The 6,686-nt window shown below is 72.1% G+C and carries 7 protein-coding genes; 6 read left to right on the top strand and 1 reads right to left on the bottom strand.

Annotated elements, in window-relative coordinates:
* A partial coding sequence (locus tag ASE20_RS25220) for a hypothetical protein (RefSeq protein WP_200952676.1) occupies nt 1–316 on the bottom strand: 316 nt, incomplete at its 3' end.
* 67 nt (nt 317–383) lie between these two features.
* On the opposite strand from ASE20_RS25220, the gene rimP reads away from it, so the two are divergent.
* From rimP to truB, 6 genes are all read left to right on the top strand, one after another.
* The gene (gene rimP / locus ASE20_RS01845) at nt 384–905 is read left to right on the top strand and encodes a ribosome maturation factor RimP (protein WP_056892815.1); all 522 of its coding nucleotides are present in this window, start codon (nt 384–386) and stop codon (nt 903–905) included.
* Nucleotides 905–1,873 carry a transcription termination factor NusA gene (gene nusA, locus ASE20_RS01840; protein WP_056892814.1) on the top strand — a complete coding sequence of 323 codons (969 nt, stop codon included), beginning with the start codon at nt 905–907 and terminating at the stop codon, nt 1,871–1,873. Before rimP ends, nusA begins: the two co-directional genes overlap by 1 nt.
* 62 nt (nt 1,874–1,935) lie before the next feature.
* Complete coding sequence (locus tag ASE20_RS24160) at nt 1,936–2,292, top strand: YlxR family protein (RefSeq protein WP_082612057.1); 357 nt, start codon at nt 1,936–1,938, stop codon at nt 2,290–2,292.
* Nucleotides 2,293–2,385: 93 nt separating this feature from the next.
* Nucleotides 2,386–5,262, top strand: coding sequence for a translation initiation factor IF-2 (gene infB / locus ASE20_RS01835; RefSeq protein ID WP_056892813.1), 2,877 nt, complete (start codon nt 2,386–2,388; stop codon nt 5,260–5,262).
* 85 nt (nt 5,263–5,347) lie between these two features.
* On the top strand, nt 5,348–5,800 hold the full coding sequence (rbfA, locus tag ASE20_RS01830) for a 30S ribosome-binding factor RbfA (RefSeq protein ID WP_056892812.1): 453 nt from the start codon (nt 5,348–5,350) through the stop codon (nt 5,798–5,800).
* A gap of 7 nt (nt 5,801–5,807) precedes the next feature.
* Nucleotides 5,808–6,671, top strand: coding sequence for a tRNA pseudouridine(55) synthase TruB (gene truB, locus ASE20_RS01825; RefSeq protein WP_056892811.1), 864 nt, complete (start codon nt 5,808–5,810; stop codon nt 6,669–6,671).
* Nucleotides 6,672–6,686 lie beyond the last annotated feature (15 nt).

The following is a 6,686-nucleotide window of genomic DNA, read 5'->3' as shown; positions in this document are numbered from 1 at the left end:
CCCCGCGGAGCCGGTCGACGTGCGCGTCGTGCAGGCGGGCGAAGGGAGTGGCGACCGGGGCGAGCGCGGGGACCGTCGTACCGACGGCGGTGGCGAGCGCGGCGGCCGCGTGGAGGGAGGACAGGACCGAGGTGACCAGGTCGCTGTCGGCATCCACGGCGGGGGCGGTGGGGGTGACGGCACCCGACACGCCCGGGCTCTCGTCGCCGTCCAGGACGCCGCCGATCGCGTCGCACCCGGTCAGCGCCAGCGCGGCTCCGGCGAGCCCGCCGGTGACCACGGCGCGGCGCGTCAGCGGGAAGGGGGCAGCGGGCACCGGGGAACCCTATCCCCACCCGCTATCGTTGACGGGCACAGCCACAACAGGACACGGGAGGACTCTCATGGGTTCGGGCCAGGGCGCTCAGCGCGCGACAGCCGAGCGGATCGAGGAGGTTCTCACCGGACCGCTCGCCGAGCTCGGCCTCGACGTCGAGGCGGTCGAGATCACTCCGGCAGGCAAGCGGCGGGTGCTGCGGGTCGCGGTCGACACCGACGGCGGGCCGACGCTCGACGACGTGGCCGCGGCCACCAAGGTGATCGACGCGGTCCTCGAGGCCGACGGTGCCGACGGGGGCTCCGACGTGATGGGCGAGCTGCCGTACACCCTGGAGGTCACCTCCCGTGGCGTGGACCGGCCGCTGACCCTGCCGCGGCACTGGCGGCGCAACGAGGACCGCCTGGTCAAGGTGACCCTGGCCGACGACTCGACGATCACGGGCCGCATCGGCGGCTCGGACGACGAGGGTGTCGACGTGGCCGTGGACGGCGCGGAGCGCCGCATCCCCTACACGGACGTGCGCAAGGCGCTCGTCCAGATCGAGTTCAACCGCAAGGCACGCGAAGAAGACAAGGACGCCGACTGATGGACATCGACCTCAGCATCCTCCGGACGCTGGAGCGCGAGAAGGAGATCAAGTTCGACGTCCTCGTCGAGGCGATCGAGCAGGCCCTCCTCACCGCTTACCACAAGACCGAGGGCTCCTCGGCGCAGGCACGCGTCGAGCTGAACCGCAAGACCGGCCACGTCAGCGTGCTCGCCGTCGAGCTCGACGCCGAGGGCAACAAGGTCGGCGAGTACGACGACACGCCCGCCGACTTCGGCCGGATCGCCGCGACGACCGCGAAGCAGATCATGCTGCAGCGCCTGCGCGACGCCGAGGACGAGATCAAGTTCGGTGAGTTCTCCGGCAAGGAGGGCGACATCGTCTCGGGCATCATCCAGCAGGGCCGCAACCCCGACGACGTGCTCGTCGACCTCGGCAAGGTCGAGGCCCAGCTGCCCGCCAGCGAGCGGGTGCCGGGCGAGGACTACAGCCACGGCACGCGCATCAAGTGCCTGGTGGTCTCGGTCCGCAAGGGCATGCGTGGCCCGCAGATCACGCTGTCGCGCTCGCACCCGAGCCTGGTGAAGAAGCTGTTCGCGCTCGAGGTCCCCGAGATTGCCGACGGCACCGTCGAGATCGCCGCGATCGCGCGTGAGTCGGGCCACCGGACCAAGATCGCGGTCCACTCGACCGTCTCGGGCGTCAACGCCAAGGGCGCCTGCATCGGCCCGATGGGCCAGCGGGTCCGCAACGTGATGGCCGAGCTCGGCGGCGAGAAGATCGACATCGTCGACTGGTCCGACGACCCGGCCACGCTGGTCGCCCACGCGCTCTCGCCGGCGCAGGTGCAGTCGGTCACGGTGGTCGACGAGGCGGCGAAGTCGGCGCGCGTCGTCGTCCCCGACTTCCAGCTGTCGCTCGCCATCGGCAAGGAGGGCCAGAACGCCCGCCTGGCGGCGCGACTGACCGGCTGGCGCATCGACATCCACTCCGACGAAGAGGCCTGAGCGCCCCGCGCGGCAGTGCCGGTTCGTGATCCTGACCGCAGGAGCGGTAGAGTTGTCGCTCGGTGGCCCACCGACTGAAATCCCCTGCACGCCCTGACGTCCTCCCGACAGCGGGACCCGTCCGGACCTGCGTCGGATGCCGGGAGCGGGCCGCCAAGCGCGAGTTGTTGCGGGTGACCGCCGGCTCGGGTGCCGATGGCCAACCGGCCGTCGTCCCCGATCCCGACGGCACCGCACCGGGGCGTGGAGCGCACCTGCACCCCACACCCGGTTGCTACGACCTCGCGGTGCGGCGGAAAGCCTTCTCCCGCGCGCTCCGGATCGCTCCGGGCGCGGGTGGGCTGTCCAGCGTGCCGGTGGGGGAGTACGTCGCCTCGCGGACCGATCCGACCGACAGAGACTGGAGCAACAGCTCATGAGCACTCGATGAGTACCTCGCGATGAGCCAGTTCGTTCTGCACCACCCATCATTGGTCTGAGATCCACCCCGGGTCCGGGCCAGAAGGAGAATTGTGGCCAAGACCCGAGTTTCCGAACTCGCGAAGCAGTACGGCATCCCCAGCAAGGAAGCGCTGGAGAAGCTGAGCGCGATCGGTGAGTTCGCCAAGACGGCGTCCTCCAGCATCGAGCTCCCTGCCGTGAAGAAGTTCGAGGCGACCTACGGCGCCGAGCTGCTCGCCAAGATGTCGCCCGGCGGCGACGCCCCGGCCGAGCCCGCCAAGGCGGCGCCGAAGCCGGCGCCCGCCAAGAAGGCTGCTGCTGCCCCCGCTCCGGAGGCCCCCGCGGCCCCCGCCGCCGAGGCTCCCGCCGCCCCTGCTGCCGAGGCGCCCGCCGCCCCGGCCGCTCCCGTTGCCGACAAGCCGGCCGGCCCGCGTCCGGGTCCGCGTCCGGGCCCGAAGGCGCCCGCGGCCGAGCCCGAGCCGACTCCGGCTCCGGCCGCTCCCGAGGCGCCGGCTGCCGCCGCGTCCGCTCCGGCCCCGGCGAAGCCTGCCGGCCCGAAGCCGCCGACCCCGAAGGCGCCCGGTGCCGCTCCGGCTCCGCGTCCGGTCGGCAAGCCCGGTGGCACCCCGCGTCCCGGCAACAACCCGTTCGCGCCCAGCCAGGGCATGGGTCGTCGTCCCTCCCCGCCGCCGCGTGAGGGCGAGGCCGGTCCGGCCGGCCCGCGCCCGCCGGCTGGTGCCGGTGGCGCTCCGCGCCCGGGCATGCCGCGCCCCAACCCGGCGATGATGCCGAAGTCCCCGGCCGCCTTCGGCCAGGGCCCCGGTGGCCGTGGCCCCGGTGGCCCCGGTCGTGGTCCCGGTGGTCCGGGTCGCCCCGGTGGTGCCCCCGGTCGTGCCGGTGCCCCCGGTCGCGGTGGCGCCGGTGCCGGTGCGCCCGGTGCCGGTCGTCCCGGTGGCGGCGGCTTCGGCCCCGCCGGCGGTGGTCGTCCCGGTGGCGGTGGCCGTCCCGGTCAGCGTGGCCAGACCCAGGGTGCCTTCGGTCGCCCCGGCGGTCCGGCGCGTCGTGGTCGCAAGTCGAAGCGGGCGCGTCGCCAGGAGTTCGAGGCCATGGAGGCCCCGACGATCGGCGGCATGCGGGTCCGCAAGGGCAACGGCGAGACCGTTCGCCTGGCGCGTGGCTCGTCCCTGACGGACTTCGCCGAGAAGATCGGCGTCGACGCCGCGTCGCTCGTGCAGATGCTCTTCCACCTCGGCGAGATGGTCACGGCCACCCAGTCGGTGGGCGACGAGACGCTCGAGCTGCTCGGTGACGAGCTCAACTACGTCGTCGAGGTCGTCTCCCCGGAGGACGAGGACCGCGAGCTGCTGGAGACCTTCGACCTCGAGTTCGGCGCCGACGAGGGCGGCGAGGAGGACCTGGTCATCCGGCCGCCGGTCGTCACCGTCATGGGTCACGTCGACCACGGAAAGACCAAGCTCCTCGACGCGCTCCGCGACGCCAACGTCGTGGCCGGCGAGGCCGGTGGCATCACCCAGCACATCGGTGCCTACCAGGTCCACACCGAGGTCGACGGCAACGACCGTCGCATCACCTTCATCGACACCCCCGGTCACGAGGCGTTCACCTCGATGCGTGCCCGTGGTGCGCAGGCGACCGACATCGCCGTCCTGGTGGTCGCGGCCGACGACGGCGTCATGCCGCAGACGGTCGAGGCGCTCAACCACGCCCGGGCGGCCAACGTCCCGATCGTGGTCGCGGTCAACAAGATCGACAAGGAGTCGGCCGACCCGACGAAGGTCCGTGGCCAGCTCTCCGAGTACGGCCTCGTGCCCGAGGAGTACGGCGGCGACTCGATGTTCGTCGACGTCTCGGCCAAGGCCGGCCTCAACCTCGACAAGCTGCTCGAGGCGATCGTGCTCACCGCCGACGCGTCCCTGGACCTACGGGCCAACCCGGTCCAGGACGCCCAGGGCCTGGTCATCGAGGCGCACCTCGACCGCGGTCGCGGTCCGGTCGCCACGGTGCTGGTCCAGCGCGGCACGCTGCGCGTCGGTGACTCGATCGTCGCCGGTCCGGCCCACGGCCGGGTCCGCGCGATGCTCGACGAGCACGGCAACGAGCTGACCGAGGCCGACCCGGCCCGTCCGGCGATGGTTCTCGGCCTCTCGTCCGTCCCGGGCGCCGGCCAGAACTTCCTCGTCGTCGAGGACGACCGGATGGCGCGCCAGATCGCCGAGAAGCGGGAGGCGCGCGAGCGTGCCGCCCTGCAGGCCAAGCGCCGCGTGCGTCGTACCCTCGAGGACTTCATGGCCTCCATGGAGAAGGGCGAGAGCCAGGAGCTCAACCTCATCCTCAAGGGCGACGTGTCCGGTTCGGTCGAGGCCCTCGAGGACGCCCTCGCGCAGATCGACGTGGGCGAGGAGGTCAGCCTCCGGGTCATCGACCGCGGTGTCGGTGCGATCACCGAGACCAACGTCGACCTGGCCGCTGCGTCCGACGCGATCATCATCGGCTTCAACGTCCGGCCGCAGGGCAAGGCGGGTCAGATGGCCGAGAAGGAAGGCGTCGAGATCCGCTACTACTCGGTCATCTACCAGGCGATCGAGGAGATCGAGGCGGCCCTCAAGGGCATGCTCAAGCCGGAGTACGAGGAGCAGACCCTCGGCCAGGCGGAGATCCGTGCGATCTTCCGCTCGTCGAAGATCGGCAACATCGCGGGCTGCATGGTCATCGGTGGTGTCATCCGACGCAACGCCAAGGTGCGCGTCCTGCGCGACGGTGCCGTCATCGCGGACAACCTCGACCTGGCCTCGCTCAAGCGGGAGAAGGACGACGCGTCCGAGGTCCGGGAAGGCTTCGAGTGCGGTCTCGTGCTCAGGAACTTCCAGGACATCAAGGAGGGCGACATCGTGGAGGCCTTCGAGATGAAGGAAATCCCGCGGGGCTGACCTGCTCCACCAGCACCATCCGCGCTGTGCCGTCCGTCCCACCCGGGGCGGACGGCACAGCCGTTCAACTGATAGGAACTGACTCATGGCCAGCCCGCGCGTGCGCAAGATCGCCGACCGGATCCAGGTGATCGTCGCCGAGATGCTCGAGCGTCGCATCAAGGACCCGCGGCTCGGCTTCGTCACCGTGACAGAGGTCCGCCTCACCGGTGACGCGCAGAACGCCACCATCTACTACACCGTCCTCGGCGAGGACGCCGACCAGCAGGCGACCGCGGAGGCGCTGGAGTCGGCCAAGGGCATGCTCCGCTCCGAGGTCGGCAAGCAGCTCGGCATGCGCCACGTCCCGTCGCTCGCGTTCGAGTTCGACGGCGTCCCCGAGATCGCCCGCCACCTCGACGAGGTGCTGGCCAAGGCCCGTGAGGCCGACGCCGCCGTCGCCGCTGCCCGCGAGGGCGCGCAGCCGGCCGGCGAGGCCGACCCGTACAAGAAGCCGCGCGAGGCCGCCCCGGACCTCGACGAGGACGTCGAGGACTGATCCCCTCGTGTCCACCGTCCCGTCCGGGCTGGTCGTCGTCGACAAGCCCGCCGGTCTGACGTCGCACGCGGTCGTGGCCCGCGTCCGCCGTACCCTCGGCACCCGGAAGGTCGGCCACGCCGGCACCCTGGACCCGATGGCGACCGGCGTGCTGGTCATCGGCGTCGAGCGCGCCACCCGGCTGCTCGGCCACCTGATGCTGACCGAGAAGGGCTACGACGCCACGGTCCGGCTCGGCGCGACGACGACCACCGACGACGCCGAGGGCGAGCTCGTCGCGGCGACGCCCGCCGGGCACCTCCAGCCTGCGGTCGTCGCCGGCGCGTTCGAGGAGCAGGTCGGCGACATCCTCCAGGTGCCGACCGCGGTCAGTGCGATCAAGGTCGACGGCAAGCGGGCCTACCAGCGCGTGCGCGACGGCGAGGAGGTCGAGCTCAAGGCGCGTCCGGTGACCGTCCACGAGCTGACCGTCCACGACCAGCGGGTCGTGGGGGAGTTCGTCGACGTCGACATCACGGTCCGCTGCTCGAGCGGCACCTACATCCGCGCCATCGCGCGCGACGTCGGGGCCGCCCTCGGCGTGGGCGGTCACCTGACAGCGCTGCGTCGTACCGCCGTCGGGCCGTTCACGCTCGACGGCGCCAACGAGGACCTCGAGCACCTCGACGTGACCCCGCTGGCCGTCGCGGCGCGGGCGAGCTTCCCGGCGCTCGACCTCGACGAGGAGCAGGCGCAGGCCGTCCGCTACGGCCGTCCGCTGCCGCTGGCGATCGACGAGCTGACCGGAGTGTTCGCGCCCGACGGGGAGTTCCTCGCGCTCTACCAGCCCGCCGGCGGTACGGCGAAGCCCGCGGCCGTCTTCGTCGGGTGAGGCTGAGGCCGATCC

It is taken from the genome of Nocardioides sp. Root240 (genome assembly GCF_001428825.1).
Lineage (GTDB): Bacteria > Actinomycetota > Actinomycetes > Propionibacteriales > Nocardioidaceae > Nocardioides.
Note: the sequence above shows the minus strand (reverse complement) of the source record. Positions and strands in the feature narration are given on the sequence as shown.

Bases quoted from the DNA above. Each gene is read 5' to 3' on its own strand.
- rbfA (WP_056892812.1), top strand. From the start codon at position 5,348: ATGGCCAGCCCGCGCGTGCGCAAGATCGCCGACCGGATCCAGGTGATC.
- rimP (WP_056892815.1), top strand. From the start codon at position 384: ATGGGTTCGGGCCAGGGCGCTCAGCGCGCGACAGCCGAGCGGATCGAG.
- nusA (WP_056892814.1), top strand. From the start codon at position 905: ATGGACATCGACCTCAGCATCCTCCGGACGCTGGAGCGCGAGAAGGAG.